This window comes from Kocuria sediminis (assembly GCF_009735315.1).
Classification (GTDB): Bacteria; Actinomycetota; Actinomycetes; order Actinomycetales; family Micrococcaceae; genus Kocuria; species Kocuria turfanensis.
Window position 1 is genome coordinate 18,365 of record NZ_WOGU01000012.1, and the last position, 17,134, is coordinate 35,498.

At 75.4% G+C, this 17,134-nt stretch carries 13 protein-coding genes and 1 tRNA gene; 5 read left to right on the top strand and 9 right to left on the bottom strand.

The features are described 5' to 3' along the window. Nucleotides 1-3 precede the first annotated feature (3 nt). Together GMA12_RS13925 and GMA12_RS13930 are read left to right on the top strand one after the other, a co-directional pair. Nucleotides 4-828 (top strand): electron transfer flavoprotein subunit beta/FixA family protein, encoded by an 825-nt coding sequence (locus GMA12_RS13925; RefSeq protein WP_206064704.1) that lies wholly within the window; start codon nt 4-6, stop codon nt 826-828. Nucleotides 829-902: 74 nt separating this feature from the next. Next, nucleotides 903-1,862 (top strand): electron transfer flavoprotein subunit alpha/FixB family protein, encoded by a 960-nt coding sequence (locus GMA12_RS13930; protein ID WP_156270084.1) that lies wholly within the window; start codon nt 903-905, stop codon nt 1,860-1,862. Between the two features lie 90 nt (nt 1,863-1,952). Here GMA12_RS13930 and GMA12_RS13935 read toward each other — a convergent pair whose 3' ends face one another. From GMA12_RS13935 to GMA12_RS13950, 4 genes are all read right to left on the bottom strand, one after another. Further along, nucleotides 1,953-2,936, bottom strand: coding sequence for an aldo/keto reductase (locus GMA12_RS13935; protein ID WP_156270085.1), 984 nt, complete (start codon nt 2,934-2,936; stop codon nt 1,953-1,955). Between the two features lie 141 nt (nt 2,937-3,077). Further along, a complete protein-coding gene (gene selB / locus GMA12_RS13940; RefSeq protein WP_370831669.1) occupies nt 3,078-4,868 on the bottom strand; it encodes a selenocysteine-specific translation elongation factor in 1,791 nt (596 codons plus the stop codon). 2 nt (nt 4,869-4,870) lie between these two features. Beyond that, nucleotides 4,871-6,232: an L-seryl-tRNA(Sec) selenium transferase gene (gene selA, locus GMA12_RS13945; protein WP_162459882.1), complete on the bottom strand. Its 1,362-nt coding sequence runs from the start codon at nt 6,230-6,232 to the stop codon at nt 4,871-4,873. Nucleotides 6,233-6,316: 84 nt separating this feature from the next. Beyond that, nucleotides 6,317-6,411 (bottom strand) — tRNA-Sec (locus GMA12_RS13950). 71 nt (nt 6,412-6,482) lie between these two features. Between GMA12_RS13950 and selD the strand changes: the two genes are divergently transcribed. Then, nucleotides 6,483-7,472, top strand: coding sequence for a selenide, water dikinase SelD (gene selD, locus GMA12_RS13955; protein ID WP_370831670.1), 990 nt, complete (start codon nt 6,483-6,485; stop codon nt 7,470-7,472). A gap of 27 nt (nt 7,473-7,499) precedes the next feature. Here selD and nrfD read toward each other — a convergent pair whose 3' ends face one another. From nrfD to GMA12_RS13985, 5 genes are all read right to left on the bottom strand, one after another. Beyond that, nucleotides 7,500-8,594, bottom strand: a complete 1,095-nt coding sequence (nrfD, locus tag GMA12_RS13960; RefSeq protein WP_162459883.1) for an NrfD/PsrC family molybdoenzyme membrane anchor subunit — start codon at nt 8,592-8,594, stop codon at nt 7,500-7,502. Next, nucleotides 8,591-9,589, bottom strand: a complete 999-nt coding sequence (locus GMA12_RS13965; RefSeq protein ID WP_156270087.1) for a 4Fe-4S dicluster domain-containing protein — start codon at nt 9,587-9,589, stop codon at nt 8,591-8,593. The genes nrfD and GMA12_RS13965 overlap by 4 nt, the downstream gene beginning before the upstream one ends. Further along, complete coding sequence (fdh, locus tag GMA12_RS13970) at nt 9,589-12,984, bottom strand: formate dehydrogenase (protein ID WP_240898849.1); 3,396 nt, start codon at nt 12,982-12,984, stop codon at nt 9,589-9,591. The genes GMA12_RS13965 and fdh overlap by 1 nt, the downstream gene beginning before the upstream one ends. Before the next feature lie 113 nt (nt 12,985-13,097). Next, complete coding sequence (locus GMA12_RS13980) at nt 13,098-14,267, bottom strand: heparan-alpha-glucosaminide N-acetyltransferase domain-containing protein (RefSeq protein ID WP_370831617.1); 1,170 nt, start codon at nt 14,265-14,267, stop codon at nt 13,098-13,100. Between the two features lie 508 nt (nt 14,268-14,775). After that, nucleotides 14,776-15,276, bottom strand: coding sequence for a MarR family winged helix-turn-helix transcriptional regulator (locus GMA12_RS13985; protein ID WP_156270091.1), 501 nt, complete (start codon nt 15,274-15,276; stop codon nt 14,776-14,778). Nucleotides 15,277-15,532: 256 nt separating this feature from the next. On the opposite strand from GMA12_RS13985, the gene GMA12_RS13990 reads away from it, so the two are divergent. Both GMA12_RS13990 and GMA12_RS18990 read left to right on the top strand, forming a co-directional pair. Beyond that, nucleotides 15,533-15,994 carry a hypothetical protein gene (locus tag GMA12_RS13990; protein ID WP_156270092.1) on the top strand — a complete coding sequence of 154 codons (462 nt, stop codon included), beginning with the start codon at nt 15,533-15,535 and terminating at the stop codon, nt 15,992-15,994. A gap of 291 nt (nt 15,995-16,285) precedes the next feature. Then, the coding region (locus GMA12_RS18990) for a peptide ABC transporter substrate-binding protein (RefSeq protein WP_240898850.1) at nt 16,286-17,134 on the top strand (849 nt) is incomplete at its 3' end.

Genomic DNA, 17,134 nt, shown 5'->3' on the forward strand with positions numbered 1-17,134 from the left:
ACCATGAACCGGCCCCTGACCCTCGTCGTCCCCGTCAAGCACGTCCCCGACGCCCAGGGCGAGCGCGTCCTCACCGGCGACCCGCCCGTGCTGGAGCGCGGCCCCGGAATCCTCTCCGAGCTCGACGAGTACGCGCTCGAGGCCGCCCTCCAACTCGTCGAGGCCTCCGGCGGGGCGGAGGCCGGTCACCGGGTCCTCGCCCTGACCATGGGTCCGGCGGACGCCGCGGCCGCCCTCAAGCGCGCCCTGCAGCTGGGCGCCGACGCCGGGGTGCACGTGCTCGACGACGCCCTCGCCGGCTCGGACGCCTGGGTCACCGCCCGGGTGCTCGCCGCCGCGGTCGAGCGGATCGCCGCGGAGGAGTCCCGGCCGGTGGACCTCGTGCTCACCGGCATGGCGTCCACGGACGGGGAGACCTCCCTGGTCCCCGGTCAGCTGGCCGAGCGGCTCGGCCTGGCCCACGTCGGCTTCGCGAGCTCGCTGGCCCTCGCCGAGGACGGCGCCTCGCTCACCGCCGCCCGGCACACCGGGACCGAGGTCCTCGAGCTCGTCGCGCAGCTGCCGGCGCTCGTGGCCGTCACCGACCGGGCCAACACCCCGCGCTACCCGAACTTCAAGGCGATCATGGCGGCCAAGAAGAAGCCCGTGAGCACCTGGTCGGCCGCCGACCTCGGGCTCGGCCCGGGCGACGTGGGCCTGGCCGGCTCCCTCACCCGCGTGCTCGAGGCGGTGCCCCGCCCGCCGCGCACCGCCGGGGAGGTCGTGGTGGACGAGGGCGAGGGCGGGATCCGCCTCGCCGAGTTCCTCGTGGCCCAGAAGCTCGTCTGACCCCAGCGCGTCTTGCCTCGTCACGTCTGATCCCATCACGTTCCGCCCGGGTCCCCGGGCAGGAGGAGGACCCCATGACCACGACCCTGGTGGTGCTGGACACCACGGAGCGGCTGCGCCGCGGCGACCGGGAGCTGCTCGTGCTCGCGAGCACCCTGGGCGAGGCGCACGCCGCGCTCCCCGCGGCCCCCGGGGACGGGCTGCTCGACGAGCTGGCCGGCCACGGGGTGGCCGCGGTGCACGTCCCCGCGGCCGGCCCGGGCGACCGGCTGACCACCCCCGCCGTCGCGCTCGCGGCGGCCGCGGCCCGGGCCGGCGGCGCCGGGGCGGTGCTGCTGCCCAACACCCCGGAGGCCAAGGACGTGGCCGCGCGCCTGGGCGTGCGGCTCGAGGCCGGGGTGATCACCGACGTGGTGGCCCTGGACGCGGACCTGGTGGCGACCAAGTCCGTCCTCGCCGGCGGCTGGACCACCCGGTGCCGGGCCACGAGCCCGGTGCTGGTGGCCGCCGTCCGGCCCAACTCGGTGGAGCTCCCGGCCGAGCTCCCGACCGGGCTCCCGGCCGGGGCGGACCGCCCGGCGGTGCACGTCCACGAGGTGGAGGACACGGTCCCCGCCGCCCGCGTGGTCGGCCGCACCGAGCTGCCCGCCTCCGGGCGGCCGGCCCTGGGCGAGGCGCGCGTGGTCGTGGCCGGCGGCCGCGGCACGGGCGGGGACTTCGGCCCGCTCGAGGAGCTCGCGGACGTCCTCGGCGGGGCGATCGGCGCCTCCCGCGCCGCGGTGGACGCCGGGTGGATCGGCCCCGAGGCGCAGGTGGGGCAGACCGGCCGCACCGTCTCCCCGCAGCTCTACGTCTCGTGCGGGATCTCCGGGGCCGTGCAGCAGCGGGCGGGCATGCAGACCGCCCGGGTCATCGTGGCGGTCAACAAGGACGAGCAGGCGCCCGTCCTCGAGATCGCCGACCTCGGGATCGTGGGCGACCTGAAGAAGGTGCTGCCCCAGGCGGTCGAGCACCTGCGGTCGCTGCGCGGATAGCCCCCGCGGGCCGGCCCGGAGCGGGCCGGTTCGGTGGCGGACCGGCCCGCTCCCCGACCGGCCGGGGCGGCGGCCCCGGGACCGGGCGGCTCAGAACCCGGAGGGGTTCCGGGGGGTGTAGGCCTCCTCGAGGCGGCGGACCTCCTCGGCCGTCAGCTCCAGCTCGACGGCGGCCGCGGCGTCGTCGACGTGCTGCTCCCGGGTCGCGCCGACGATCGGCGCCGTCACGGCCGGCCGGCCGGCGACCCACGCGAGGGCCACCTGGGCCATCGGCACGCCGCGCTCGTCGGCCACGGCTGCGACCGCGTCGACGATCGCCCGGTTCGCCGCCACGTCCTGCGTGTAGAGGCCCTGCCCGAACGCGTCGGTGCTCTCCCGGGTGCCGGAGCCGGCGGCGCCCCAGGGCCGGGCGAGCCGGCCGCGGGCGAGCGGGCTCCACGGCAGCACGCCCACCCCGGTGGCCCGGCAGAACGGGTGCATCTCCCGCTCCTCCTCGCGCTCGAGCAGGTTGTACTGGTCCTGCATCGAGACGAACCTCGTCCAGCCGTGCAGCTCGGCGGCGTGCTGGAGCTGCCCGAACTGCCAGGCCCACATGCTCGAGGCCCCGAGATAGCGGGCCTTGCCGGCCTTCACGACGTCGTGCAGGGCCTCCATGGTCTCCTCGACGGGGGTGCGGGGGTCGAACCGGTGGATCTGGTACAGGTCGACGTAGTCGGTCCCCAACCGCTGCAGCGACGCGTCGATCTCGTGCATGATCGCCGCCCGGCTGAGGCCGCCGCCGTTGCGCGCGTCCCGCATCCGCCCGTGCACCTTGGTGGCGATCTGGAGCTCCTCCCGCGGGGCGATCTCGCGGAGCAGCGTGCCGGTGATCTCCTCGCTGGAGCCCAGCGAGTACACGTTGGCCGTGTCGAACGTGGTGATCCCGGCCTCGTAGGCGCGGCGCACGAACGGGCGGGCCTCGTCGAGGCCCACGCTCCACGCGTGCGACCCCTTGGCCGGGTCCCCGTAGCTCATCATGCCCAGCACGACGGCGCTCAGCTCGAGGCCGGAGCTCCCCAGACGGACGGTTCTCATGACGGTTCCCCTTCTGCAGAACGGACGGTGGCAGGACGGACGGTGGCGGGACGGACTGTGGCACGGAGCCGCGGCGACGGCGGGGTCACGGGCCCGCTCCCGATCCTAGGAGACCCCGCCGCGGACGGCCGGATCGCGGGCTCAGCGCGCCACGGTCCGGTGCCCGGCGTCCAGCCGCCGGGTCCAGCCGCGCGCGTCCAGGTGCTCCAGCAGCGGGATCGCCACGCGCCGGGTGGTGCCCAGCGCCTGGCGGGCCTGGCTCGTGGTGAAGGGCTGCGGCAGCCGGGCGAGCTCGCGCATGGCCAGGGCGGGGGCCGTGGGGAGCAGCACCACGCCCTCCCCGATGCGGAGCAGCCGCCCGGCGCGCTCGGCGGCGGCGAGCTCGCGGGCGCCCAGCCGCAGCGCCGTCAGGTCCTCGGCCTCCGGGGCGCGGAAGGGCTCGGCCGCGAGCCGGTGCTCCAGCCGGCGCACGGCGGGCTCGTGCGCGCCGAGGCCGCCCCGGTGCTGCGGGGAGCGGATGTGCCCGCCCTCCTGCGCCAGGCCGGCGCCCCGGACCACGGGGTCGACCAGGGCCGCGTCGGGCAGCGCGAGCAGGTCCCGGGCAGCACCCCGGGACAGACCGGCCGCCAGAGGGTCACGGGTGTGCAGCTCCTCCACGGCGGTGCGCAGCCGCTGCTGCCAGGCGTCGAGCACGGGGGCGTGCACCCACCAGCCGCCGGCCGCGCGCACCCCGGCGGGCGGAGCGGCGTCCGCGGCGGGCAGCAGGCCGAGACGGTGCAGGCGCTCGGCCGGCACCGCGCCGCGGCGGGCCACCTCGGCGAGCACGTCGCCGCGGGCGTCCAGGCCGGCGAGGCGCTCGGCCCGGCGCGCCCGGTCGCCGCGCCGCCGCAGCGCGGGCGGGTCGGCGTCGAGGACCTGGGCGCCGCCGAGCACCGAGCGGCTGCCGGGGTCGCGCAGCACCACCCGGTCCCCGAGGACCAGGGGCAGGGGGCGGTCGAGGGCCAGCCGGGCGTGGTCGTCGTCGAAGGGGCTGAGCCGGGCCGGGACCGCCGCGGTGCCGGCGTGCACCACGAGGTGCTCGGCCACGAGCGGGAACGCGGACCCGGTGGTGCGGCGGACGTCGAGGACGTCGGTGACCGGCCACGCGCCCGGGGTGACCAGGGCGTCGCCGCGGTGCACCTCGTCGGCCGGCACCCCGCGCAGGTTCACGGCCACCCGGGCGTGGGGCTCCAGCGACGCGGCCGGCCGGTTGCGGCTGTGCAGCCCGCGCACCGCCACCGGCCGGGCCCCGCCGGAGCCGAGCAGCTCCAGCCGGTCGTCCTGCCGGAGCGTGCCCGCGGTCAGGGTGCCGGTCACCACCGTGCCGGACCCGGTGATCGTGAAGGAGCGGTCCACCCACAGCCGCAGCCGCCCGCCGGCGGGCGCGGCTGCCCGCGCGAGGACGTCGTCGAGGGCGGCGCGCAGCTCGTCCAGGCCCGTGCCCTCGAGGGCAGAGACGGTGACCGCGGGCGCGTCGCGCAGGCCCGTCCCGGCCAGCTCCGCCCGGACCTGCGCGAGCACCTCCTCGGCGCGCCCGGGCGCCCGGTCGGCCCGGGTGAGCACCACCACGCCGCGCTCGATGCCCAGGGCCGCGACCGCGTCCCGGTGGTCCGCGGACTGCGCCTGCCAGCCCTCGTCGACCGCGACCACGAAGCACACCACCGGGGCCGGGCCGAGCCCGGCGAGCATGTTGCCGAGGAAGCGCTCGTGGCCGGGGACGTCCACGAAGGCCACGTCCCGCCCGGAGGGCAGCGTGGTCCAGGCGTAGCCCAGGTCGATGGTCAGCCCGCGGCGGCGCTCCTCCTCCCAGCGGTCGGGCTCCATGCCGGTGAGGGCCCGCACCAGGGTGCTCTTGCCGTGGTCGACGTGCCCGGCCGTGGCGACGACGTGCACGCTCACCGGGTCCCCCCGGTCTCGTCGCCGGCCCCGTCGTCGGCCCTGCCGGCCGTCCCGTCGAGGGCGCTCAGGGCAGCGCGCACCGCGGCGAGCAGACGGTCGTCGTCGGGCTCGGGGACGCAGCGCAGGTCGAGCAGGCACGCGTGGTCGTGGACCCGGGGAAGCACGGCGGGGCGGCCGGCGCGCAGCGGCGCCGCCGCCGCCTCGGGCAACCGGACCGCCCACCCCGGCAGCGGGACCCCGGGAGCGCCGCCGCCGCCGACCCGGCCGTCGTGCGGGACCACCGGCGCGCCGACGGCCGCGGCGAGCCGCTCGGCGCGGGCGCGCAGCCGGTCGGGGTCCGCGTGCAGCGCCTGCACCACGGGGGTGGGCCCGCCGGCGAGCGTGGCCTCCAGCGCGGCGAGCGTGAGCTTGTCGGCGCGCACCGCGCGGGCGAGGGGGTGGCCGGCCAGCCGGGCGACGACCTCCGCGCGCCCGAGCACCACCCCGGCCTGCGGGCCGCCGAGCAGCTTGTCGCCGCTGGCGATGACGATGTCCGCGCCGTCCGCGAGGGCGGAGGCGGCGTCCGGCTCCTGCGGCAGGCGCGGGTCCGGGGTCAGCAGCCCGCTGCCTAGGTCGGCCACCAGGGGCACGCCGTGGGCGCGCGCCAGCGGCCCCAGATCCTCCGGCCCGACGCCCGAGGTGAAGCCCTCCACCCGGAAGTTGCTCGGGTGCACCTTGAGCAGGCACCCGGTCTCCGGGCCGATCGCCTCGGCGTAGTCGCGCAGGTGCGTCCGGTTGGTCGTGCCCACTTCGCGCAGCCGGGCGCCGGTCGACTCGATGAGCTCCGGCAGCCGGAAGCCGGCCCCGATCTCGACGAGCTCGCCGCGGCTGATCACCACCTCGCGGCCGGCCGCCAGCGCCGTGGTGGCCAGCACCAGCGCGGCCGCGCCGTTGTTGACCACCAGCGCGTCCTCGGCGGGCGGGCAGGCGGCGAGCAGGGCCGCCCGGGCCCCGGCGCCGCGGCGGGACCGGGTGCCGGTGCGTAGGTCCAGCTCCACGTCGACGTACCCGGCCGCCGCCACCAGCGCCTCGGTCGCGGCCGCCGACAGCGGTGCGCGGCCCAGGTTGGTGTGCACCACCACCCCGGTGGCGTTGAGCACCGGGGTCAGGGTCGACGCGGAGCGGGCGGCGAGGGCGGCGAGCACCGCTGGTTCGACCTGCTCGGGGGCGAGCTCGCCACGCCGGGCCCGCTCCTGGGTCTCGCGCACCAGGGTGCGGACGACCTCCTCGCTCAGCCGCTCACGGGCCCGGCGGACGGCGGGCAGGCCCATGAGCTGGTCGGTGCGGGGGATCAGGCGACGCGGGTCGTCCTGGGCCACAGTTCCTCCTCGGCGCGCCGGGCGCGTGGCAGAAGTCGGCGGAGGCAGACGCTGACGGAAGCGGACGTTGACGGGAGCAGACGTTGGCGGAGGCGGACGGGAATCGAACCCGCCAGACCGAGGTGCTCGGTCTCACCGGTTTTGAAGACCGGGGGGCCCACCAGGACCCGGACGCCTCCGCTGCCCAACCTAGCACCGCCGCCGCCAGTAGGCTGACGGCATGGACCAGACCCGCACGCCGCACCCGCCCCTGCCCGAGACCGGCGCGGTCCGGCTGACCGGCTTCGCCCACGGCGGCGGCTGCGCCTGCAAGATCCCGCCCGGGGAGCTCGAGGACGCGGTCCGCGGTCTCACCGGGCAGACGGGGGCCGGGGTGCTGGTCGGCCTCGACGACGGCGACGACGCCGCGGCCGTCCTGGTGCGCGAGGACCTCGCGGTGCTCTCCACCGCGGACTTCTTCACCCCGGTCGTCGACGATGCCTACGACTGGGGCCGGATCGCCGCCGCGAACGCCCTGTCCGACGTCTACGCCATGGGCGGGCGCCCGGTGATGGCGATCAACCTGGTGGGCTGGCCGCGGGAGGTGCTGCCGATGGAGCTGCTGACCGAGGTGCTGCGCGGCGGCCTGGCGGTGGCCTCCGAGGCGGGGTGCCCGGTGATCGGGGGCCACTCCATCGACGACCCGGAGCCGAAGTACGGCATGGCCGTGACGGGCGTGGCCGATCCCGCCCGGCTGCTGCGCAACGACGCCGCCGCGCCCGGGCTGCCCCTGACCCTCACCAAGCCGATCGGCGTGGGGCTGCTCAACAACCGGCACAAGGCGACCGGTGAGGTCTTCGCCGAGGCCGTGGCCACGATGACCCGGCTCAACCGGGACGGCGCCGAGGCCGCGCTGGCGGCCGGGGCCCGGGCGGCTACGGACGTCACCGGGTTCGGGTTGCTCGGGCACCTGCACAAGATGTGCCGGGCCTCAGGGGTCGGCGCGGTCCTCGATCGGGCGGCGGTGCCCCTGGTCGAGGGGGCGCAGGAGGCGCTGCGGGACGGCTTCGTCTCCGGGGGGACCCGCCGCAACCTCGACTGGGTGCGCCCCCACCTGCGCGCCGCGGCCGGTGTTCCGGAGGAGGACCTGCTGCTGCTGGCCGACGCGCAGACCTCGGGCGGACTGCTCGTCGTCGGCGAGCTGCCCGGGTACCCGGTGGTCGGCCACACCGTGGCCGGGTCCGGCATCGAGGTGCGCTGAGCGCCGTCCCGGGACGGCGCCGGCGGCTCAGCCGGCCGTGGTGATCGAGTCGTCGAGGACGCCGGCGGCCCGCCGGGCGGCCAGACGCGCCTTCTGCGGCTCGATGGTGTAGCGGGGGTCCTGGGCCGAGTGGATCCCGGCCTCCAGCACGCCGAACCGCGTCAGCGCGGAGGAGGCCAGCAGTGCCAGCCCCGACACCACGGCGACCGCCCGGTGCCGTCCGCCCAGCAGCGTGCCGAGACCGCCGGCGACCGCCAGCCGCTCGCTCCACGCCAGCATGGTCCCGGCCGGCCCGTGGTGCAGCGGCTCGGCCGCCACGGGGTGCATCCGGCGCTCCATCAGCTTCGTGGCGACCAGCTCCCCGGCCACGCCGAGCACGGCGAGCCGGCGGGCGGGGCCGGCCTGGCCGACCGACGTGGTGACCATCCCCAGACCGCCCGAGGCGAGGCTCGCCGAGCTCACGAAGACGAACGCCAGGTGCTCGCGGGCGGCGTTCCAGGTGGGGGTCGCCGTGTCGGAGAGCAGGACCGCGGTGTAGGCGGCCAGCGGCCCGGCGAACACGGCGGCCTCGACCCCGGCCGGTCCCTCCACCGCGCGCAGCACCGGGCGCAGCGGCCCCAGGGGCAGGCGCGCACCGGTCATCCGGTCGACCTCGGCCACGGCCGCGGTCCCCATGCCGGCGCCGAACGCGCTGAGGATCCAGGAACCCACGCTCATGGGGGACGTCACCTTGAACGTGCGCAGCATGTTGAAGAAGCGCTCCGGCCGGCCGAGGTCGGCGACCAGGGCCACCGCGCCGGCGCCGAGGGCGGCCACCGAGCCCAGCCGGGCGTTGCGGCGCAGTTCGTCCCGGCCGGTGAGCTGACCGCCGAGGGCGAGCAGCGCCGAGCCCCCGGCCACGCCGCCGAGGAACAGGTACGCGGCGACCTCGTGGCCCCACGGCGCCGGCTTGACCACCGGCCGCCCGTAGTAGGACGTGAACTCCGCCTCCGGGACCATCGGCATCTCGCGCGAGCCGTCGCCCCCGCCGCCCTGGCCAGGGCCCCGGCGGCGCGGGCCGTTGCGCCGCCGCCGGCGCGGCTGCTCGGGGGGACGGTAGCTGTCGAACTCGGAGAGGCTCACGAACGGCCTCCCGCGAAGGCCACGGCGGCGGCGGCGAGCATGCCCACCGCGGCCAGGCCGGCCCGCCGATACATCTGGGGCAGGTCGGCGGTCGGCACCCGCGGGTCCGGCGGCAGCCCGTACACCTCCGGCTCGTCGAGCAGCAGGAACACCGACCCGGTGCCGCCCACGCCGTCGAGCTCGTTGGCGCCGTAGAGCCTCGCCTCGGTGCGCCCCTGGGCGTGCAGCTCCGCGACCCGCTCGCGGGCCTGGTCCACCATGTCGTCGTGCTCGCCGTACTTGATGGAGGTGGTGGGGCAGGTCTGCGCGCAGGCGGGCGTCTGGTCGTCCACCATGCGGTCGTAGCACAGGGTGCACTTCTGGGCGATGCCCACCTTCGGCACCTCGGGCCGGGTCCCGGGCTGCTCGCCCCGCTTCGTGCGCGGCGCGGCCGTGCCGTCGGTGCGCCGCTCGATCACCCCGAACGGGCAGCCGGCCACGCAGGTGCCGCACCCGTTGCACACGTCGTCCTGCACCACCACGGTGCCGTGCTCGGTGCGGAACAGCGCTCCCGTGGGGCACACGTCGAGGCACCCGGCGTGCGTGCAGTGCTTGCAGACGTCGGAGGACATCAGCCAGCGGAACTCCTCGGTGTCCGGCGGGGTGGTGTCCTCCGCCGCCGTCCGCGGGCGCGTCTCGGGGGGCCCGACCTTGGGCATGCCGAGGCTCACGAGCTTGCGCCCGGACTCCCGGGCCTCCTCGATGCGCTCGCTGTCCTGCTCGACGAACGCCACGTGCCGCCAGGTGCTCGCGCCCAGGGAGCCCGTGTTGTCGTAGGAGGACTCCAGCAGCCGGAGGTCCCCGTCCTGGGGGTTCTGGTTCCACTCCTTGCAGGCCACCTCGCAGGCCTTGCAGCCGATGCAGATCGAGGTGTCGGTGAAGAAGCCCTTCCGCGGGTGCTGGTGCTCCCAGTGCGCGTCGGCGGTGGGGTCGGTCGGTCCGGCCAGCTGGCCCATCAGTTCTCCCTCAGGGGTTCGGTGCTCGGATCGGTGCTCGGATCGGTGTGCGGGTCCGTGCCCGCCGCGGCGGTCCCGGCGGCGCCGGGCGGGTCGATGCGGGTGTTGCCGGTCGCCACGGTGGCGCCCGCGCGCACCTGGTAGTCCGCGACGAGCTCGAGCAGCGCGGCGCCCTGCGGGCGGCGGCCCGGCCGGATGTGGCAGGAGCCGACCTTGGAGTCCTGGATCTGCACGTTCGGCTCGAGCGTGAGCCCCAGCAGGTCGTTGGCCGAGTCGCCGCTGACCACCGCGTCGTCGCCCACGCCCCAGTGGTAGGGCAGCCCGATCTGGTGCACGGTCCGCCCGCGCACCACCAGCGGGGTCATGCGGTCGGTGACGAGCACCCGCGCCTCGATCGCCGCCCGGGGCGAGACGATCGTGGCCCAGCCGTAGGGCTCCAGCCCGCACTCGGCGGCGAGCTCGGGGGAGACCTCGCAGAACATCTCCGGCTGCAGCTCCGAGAGGTACGGCAACCACCGGCTCATGCCGCCGGCGGTGTGGTGCTCGGTGAGCCGGTAGGTGGTGAACACGTAGGGGTACACGTCCACCCCCGGCTCCCCGGCGCTCGGGGCGCTGAGGTTGTCCGGGCGCGCGAACAGCACCCGGGACGGGTTGCGCTGCTGGGTGTACAGGGCGTTGTCGATCGGCGACTCCTGCGGCTCGTAGTGCGTGGGCAGCGGACCGTCCACCACGCCCTTGGGCGCGTACAGCCAGCCCTTGCCGTCGGCCTGCATGATGAACGGGTCGTCGCCGGCCAGCGCGGCGGCGCCCCCGGCGTCGGGGTCCGGACGGGTGCCCGGGGCGAGGTGGAGCGGGAAGTCGGGCACGTCGTCCCCGACCCACTGCTCCTGCTCCTCGTCCCACCACACGTGCTTCTTGCGCTCGCTCCACGGCCGGCCCTCGGGGTCGGCCGAGGCGCGGTTGTAGAGCAGCCGGCGGTTGGCCGGCCAGGCCCAGCCCCACTCGAGAGCCGCGGCCCCCTGCTCCTGGGCCGGCCGCCGCGCGGCGGCCCGGTTGACGCCGTCGGCGTAGACCCCGGTGTAGATCCAGCAGCCGCCGGACGTGGAGCCGTCGGCGCGCATCTCGGTGTAGGAGGACAGCGGCTTCCCGGCGCCCGGCCCGCTCAGGTGCCGGCCGTTGATCTCGGCGAGCACCGCCTCGGGGTCGGGCTCGCCGTGCTCGTCCACGGGGTAGTCCCAGGTGAGGTCGAGCAGCGGGCGGTCGCGCTCGTCGTCGGAGCCGGCCAGCCGCTCCCGGATCCGCCGGCCCAGCTCGAAGAAGAATTGCAGCTCGCTCTGGCACTCGCCCGGCGGCGCCACGGCCTGGTGGCGCCACTGCAGCAGCCGCTGGGTCTGGGTGAACGTGCCCGACTTCTCCACGTGCGTGGCCGCGGGCAGGAAGAACACCTCGGTCTCGATGTCCTCGGTGCGCAGCTCGCCCGAGGCGATCTCCGGGCCGTCCTTCCACCAGGTCGCCGACTCGATGAGGTTGAGGTCGCGCACCACCAGCCACTTGAGGTGGGACATGGCCATGCGCTGCATCCGGCCGTTGGAGGAGCCCACCGCGGGGTTCTGGCCGAGCAGGAAGTAGCCATCCACCTCGTCCTCGAGCATCTTCGTCAGCGTCTGGAAGGTGCCGTGGGCGCCCGTGAGGCGCGGGAGGTAGTCGTAGGCCCAGTCGTTGTCCGCGGTGGCGGCGTCCCCCCACCAGGCCTTGAGCAGGCTGGTCGTGTAGGCGTCGGCCTCGGCCCAGTAGCCCTTCTGCTTCTTCGACGCGATCGCGGCCAGGTAGTCCGCGAACGTGTCGTGGGTGCCGGCCACCGGCATCGGCAGGTAGCCGGGCAGCAGGTTGAACAGCGTGGGGATGTCGGTCGAGCCCTGGATGCTGGCGTGCCCGCGCAGGGCCATGATCCCCCCGCCGGGGCGGCCCATGTTGCCCAGCAGCAGCTGCAGGATCGAGGCGGTGCGGATGAACTGCGCGCCCAGGCTGTGCTGGGTCCAGCCGACGGCGTAGGCGAAGCAGGTGGTCCGCTCGCGCCCGGAGTTCTCGGTGACGGATCGGGCTAGGTAAGCAAAGTCCTCCGGGGAGATGCCGCACACCTCCTGCACCATCTCGGGGGTGTAGCGCGCGAAGTGCCGCTTGAGGATCTGGAACACCGTCCGGGGGTCCTGCAGGGTGTCGTCGCGCTGCATCCGGGCGTGCTCCAGCGGGGCCCCGCCGCTGCCGAGCTGCTGGCCGGCGGCCTCGGCTACGGAGGCGTCCGCGCCCGCGTGCTCGGGGTCGCCCGCGGGGCCGCCGACCTTGCCGTCGTCGCCCGGGCGGGCGTCCGCCCGGTCGCCGTCGTTCTCGGCGTAGGCCCACGTGGACATATCGTATTGGCCGGTCTCGGGGTCGAACCCGGAGAACAGCCCGTCGAGGTCCTCGGCGTCGCGGTAGTCCTCGTTCACGATCGTGGCCGCGTTGGTGTACGCCCGCACGTACTCCTCGAACCACAGGTCGTGGGACAGCACGTGGTTGATCAGTGCGCCGAGCAGGACGATGTCCGAGCCGGCCCGGATCGGGACGTGCTTGTCAGCGACGGCCGAGGTGCGGGTGAAGCGCGGGTCGACGTGGATGATCCGGGCGCCGCGCGCCTTGGCCTCCGTGACCCACTGATAGCCCACGGGGTGGCACTCGGCCATGTTGGAGCCCTGGATGACGATGCAGTCGGCATTGGCCATGTCCTGCAGGGACTGCGTCGCGCCACCGCGACCGAACGAGGCTCCCAGACCGGGAACCGTGGCGGAGTGTCAAATACGGGCCTGGTTCTCGATCTGGATCGCTCCCGCGGCGGTGAAGAGCTTCTTGATCAGGTAGTTCTCTTCGTTGTCCAGCGTCGCGCCGCCCAGGGCGGCGAGGCCCATCGTCCGGCGCAGCGGCCGGCCCTGCTCGTCGGCGTCCTGCCACCCGTTGCGGCGGGCCTCGAGGACGCGGTCGGTGATCATGTCGACGGCGGTGTCCAGGTCCAGGTGCTGCCACTCGGTGGCCCGGGGTGCGCGGTAGAGCACCCGCGTCTGCCGGCCGGGCGCGTTGACGAGCTGCTCGCTGGCGGAGCCCTTGGGGCACAGGCGGCCGCGGGAGATCGGCGAGTCCGGGTCGCCCTCGATCTGGACGACCTTCTCGTCCTTGACGTACACCCGCTGCCCGCAGCCCACCGCGCAGTACGGGCACACGCTCTGCACCACGCGGTCCGCGGTGCTGGTGCGCGGGGCCTGCTCCCGGGTGCGCTGGGAGGTCACAGCCGGGCCGCGACCGAGCAGGTCGCCCGAGCGCAGCTGCCGGACGACCGGCCATTCCAGGGGACTGAACCGTGCCATGGGAGGAGCATAGCCCGCCGGGCCGCAGTGTGGCAGGGGCCACGCCGACCGGACCCGCTCCGCCTCGTCCTGCTCCCTCCCGCCCCGCCCGGGGCCGGGCGCCCGCGCGGTGCTCAGCGCGGGGCCGGGGCCCCCGGCGTCGCGGCCGGACGGTGGCGTCCGCCCAGGACCAGGCGGCGGGTGCCGCGGACCGCGGCCGCGACCGCACGCTCGAGCGGGCCCTGGCCGAACCACTTCTGCCACAGCACGGCGAAGCCGGCGGCCACCGCCAGGTGCACGGCGAACCAGAGCACGGGGTGGCCGTAGTGCAGCGTCGTGGCCAGGGCGAGCAGGTGGGCCGAGTACAGGGTCAGGGTGCGCCCGCCCATGGCCCCGAGGGTGGTCCACAGCGGGTTGGCCCGGGCGAGCAGGAGGAAGGCCCCCAGTACGGCCAGGCCGGTGCCCAGGTCCATGAGCAGCGTCACCGGGGTGTTGCTGTGCGGGCCGGCCGTCAGCAGCCACCACCAGGTGGAGGTGGGCAGGACCGGGTCCGGGCCCCAGATCAGGATCTCGTCGATCCGGTCCTCGTTCAGCCAGGGGGTGTGCCGCACCAGCTGCTCGTAGCCGCCGGACTGGAGGATCAGCAGCCAGTAGGCGAACCATGCGCCGAGGGCCAGGAGCACGCCGACCAGCACGATCCGGACCTGCACCTGGATCTCGTGCAGGTCCAGGCGGCCGAGGAGCAGCCCGGCGCAGAGATAGCTCAGGTACGGCACGGCGGGGTAGGTGCCCGTCAGCAGCACCTGGGCCAGGAACGCGCCGGGGTCCGCCGCCAGGCTGCCCAGGGTCGGATTGACCGCCGTGGGCGGCGGCAGGGCCGGGCCCAGGACGTGCACGAGCAGAGGGCCGGTGAGCGCGAGGACGGCCGCGCCGGCGGTCAGGGTCCGGCGCCGCAGGCCCAGCAGGGGGACGGCCAGCAGGAAGAACGCCCCGTAGTAGACGAGGATGCCCAGGGCCGGGGCCGGGGAGGGCATCAGCTCGTTGATGCCCAGACCGACGGCGGCGATGAGCAGGGCGCGGACCACGAGCCCGGCGCGCGTGGCGGTCAGCTCCCGTCCGCGGTGCGGGGTCCGTCCGCCGGAGGAGAAGGCCAGGCTGAGCCCGGCGAGCAGGGCGAACAGCGCCGCGGCGCGGCCGCCGAACAGAGTCCACGGCAGCGTCGGCGCGAAGGTCTCGGGGTCGTGGGCGGGCAGGATGTGGACGGCGATCATGCCGACCAGGGCCAGGCCGCGGGCCGCGTCCACGGCGACGAGGCGGGGCCTGCGGCCCGTTCCGCGTGGCGCGCGGTCGGCGCCGGGCGTGCTGGGGCGGGCCGTGGAGGCAACCGTCGTGGTGGCAGATGTCGTGGTGGCAGGTGCCGTGGTGGCAGGTGTCGTGTCGGCGCCTGGTGTGAGGGCGGGGGGAGCTTCGGACGGTGTGGTCATGGGGATCTCCGGGGGGGCGGGGAGCGCGGGGGGCGGTGGCCGTGGTCGGCGGGGGGCCGACAGGTCGGGGCGGTGGCCGTGGTCGGCGGGGGCCGTCGGCGCGGGGCGTGCCCAAGGGGATCCGGTGGGTCGTGCGCAGTCCTCCGACCGGCCCCGGGGGGTGCGGGACAGGTCCGGTGATCGGCGGACCGGGATGGGAGGCCCGGTCCGCGGGTGGTCCCGAATCCCCCTCGGGCCCCTCCGTACCCTAGGAGCCGCGGAACGCCCTGTCCACCTGAGGGGGGACGGTGTTGTCGCAGGTCACAGCGGACTTTTACGGGTGGGCCGGTCAGCCGCCGGACGGCCCGCCGCCGTCCACGGCGTCCCGCATGCGGTGCAGGAAGCCCGCGACGACCTCGGCCTGCTCGGGGGTGAGGCTCTGGGCGGCGGCCATCATGCGCTCGTGCACGGCGGCGAGGGTGGCGCGCACCTCGCGGTCGGCGCTCTCGGTGGCCGTGACGATCAGGGCCCGCCGGTCGGTGGGGTGGGGTTCCCGGCGGACGTGCCCGCTCTTCGTGAGCCGGTCCAGCAGCGTGGTGGTGGAGGCCGAGGAGATGCCCAGCCGCGCCGCCAGGTCCCGGGGGCTCACCGTCCGGCCGGAGCGGGCGGCCTCCAGCAGGTGGCGGAGGGCGAGCAGGTCGGTCTCGCCCATGCCCATCTCGTCGCGGGTCCGCCGGCGCATCGCGGTCTCGGCGGCGCGGTAGGCGCGCAGGGCCTCCAGCACCTCCACGGCCGCGCGCGGGGCGCCGTCGCCGTACCAGTAGCCCGACGACGTGGTGGGTGTTGGCATATTGTTCACCGCACCTCCTGGAAGAGCGGGGCGCACGGATGGTGGAATGGAGCCAGCCACCCGGCCGCACGGCCGGGTGGGTCCCGGACCCCGGGCGGCGGTCGCCCGGCGCCCGTCCTCCGATCGTAACAACCACCGTGCTGATAGCTAGACTTTCTAGTTTTTTTCGGATTGCATGGACCATGCGGCGGGAGCGCCGGGTCCGCCCGTGCCCCCGGCCGGGGCGGCAGCAGCAGGACTCGAGGAAGGTTCGAAGATGAGCAAGGCAGTGTCCCCGCAGTCGGCGGCCCGGTCGACGGATCTCGACCCCACCCCCCTCCTCCCGCTCTCCCCGGAGGCTCCGGCCGCCGCCGGGGAGCCTCCCCGCTGCCACGAGGAGCTCCTCCAGTGCGTCTTCACGGCCGCCGGAGAGGTGGAGACCGCCGAGTGGGCGCTGGACCGGGCGCTGGACGAGGCGGCGGACTCCGACGACGAGATCGGTGTCGGGTTCGACGTCGCGCCCGTCGACGGCACCCTGGAGACGGCGCGATGGGCTCTGGACCAGGCGACGAGCGTGCTGCACACCCAGATCCGCGCGGCGTCCCGGGCCGGCGTCCCGGTCGCGGTCCTCGCCGAGGCGTCGGCGCTGAGTGCGCACGAGCTGGCCGCCGTGCTGGACGCCGCGGGCGCGGCGACGTCACCGGCCGCGCCGCCGGCCGCCCTGCCGACCGCCGGCTGAGGCCGCCGGCCGCCCGCGCCACCGGTCGGCGGCCCGGCAGCCGTCCCTTTGTTACAGGTGAGTAACTGATACTGCGGGTTCCTGTTTCGCCGGGCGTGTCAGCACTGATCGGACCACCGGACGCCATACATTTCTTCATGGGCACGACGGACGGTGATCTCCGTCACGTCGGACCCGGGAGCTCCGTGCTCCCCGACGAGCGAGCTCCGTGCTCGCCCCGGCGCGGCCCCGTCTCCCCGGAGTGCGAACCCAGCACCCCCGGCGGGCCCGTATCGACCCATGGAGGAAACGATGAGAACGAAGCGGATCGCGGGCGCATCAGTGGTGCTGACCGGATCGTTGCTGCTCACCGCGTGCGGTGGGGGAGACGGCGGGTCGGGCGACGCCTCCGCCGAAGAGGGCGGCGGCTCCTTCAGCGTGTACATCGGGGAGCCCGAGAACCCGCTGATCCCGGGCAACACCAACGAGACCGAGGGCGGGCAGATCGTCGACGCGCTCTGGACCGGGCTCGTGGAGTACGACCGGGAGACCAACGAGGCCGCCTACACCGGGGTCGCCGAGTCCATCGAGTCCGAGGACCAGAAGACCTGGACCGTCAACCTCAAGGACGGCTGGACCTTCCACGACGGCACCCCGGTCACCGCGCAGAGCTACGTGGACACCTGGAACTACGTGGCCAACAGCGAGAACGCCCAGGGCAACTCCTACTTCTTCGCCAACGTGGAGGGCTACGAGGACCTGCAGGCGGAGGAGGGCAAGAAGCCCGCCGCCACCGAGATGTCCGGCCTGCGCGTGATCGACGACCAGACCTTCGAGGTCACCCTCACCGATCCCTACGCCCAGTGGCCCACCACGGTCGGCTACACCGCGTTCTTCCCGCTGCCCCAGGCCTTCTTCGACGACCCCGAGGGCTTCGGCGCGCAGCCGATCGGCAACGGCCCGTTCAAGGCGGACGAGGCCTTCCAGGACGGCGTGGGCATCAACCTGACCCGCTACGACGAGTTCGGCGGCGAGGAGCCGGCCAAGTCCGAGGGCGTGGAGTTCCGCGTCTACACCGAGATCAACACCGCCTACAACGACCTGCAGGCCGGCTCCCTCGACGTCATGGACGAGCTGCCGCCGGACGCCATCGCCTCGGCG